Below are 354 nucleotides of genomic sequence, written 5' to 3' on the forward strand. Positions count from 1 at the left end.
TGGTTTCCCCTTGTGACTTCGCACTGGGATAATGTCGGTGTGCCGGGATGATCCGCGCATAGGCGCTCCAGAAATCTGTGTAGACGGGAGCGGAAGTCTGATATTGCGCTGGGATGGAATCCCACAGCGCCTGTGCGGAGCGCTCCGTACGATCGCCAACATGGACCCCGACGATACGCCGGGTCAGGCGATCCATGGCGAGCCAGATCCATTGTTTATTCAGGCGCTTTCCGACAAAGGACCACAGTTCGTCGCACTCCAGGATTACTCCGTAGGGTGTGGTGTTTTTTTTAGCGCGACCTGACGAGGAACCTTCTTGTACTTCTCGTTCACGTAGTTCTGCAGCCAAGCCTC

At 56.2% G+C, this 354-nt stretch carries 1 protein-coding gene; it reads right to left on the minus strand.

Translation table 11 applies throughout. From position 1 onward, the window contains the following. Nucleotides 1-349 (minus strand): IS1 family transposase (locus tag EBL84_RS16995; RefSeq protein ID WP_148040337.1); only part of this gene is annotated, 349 nt, incomplete at its 3' end. Nucleotides 350-354 lie beyond the last annotated feature (5 nt).

The sequence above is a fragment of the Marichromatium sp. AB31 genome (assembly GCF_003718685.1).
Classification (GTDB): Bacteria; Pseudomonadota; Gammaproteobacteria; order Chromatiales; family Chromatiaceae; genus Marichromatium; species Marichromatium gracile.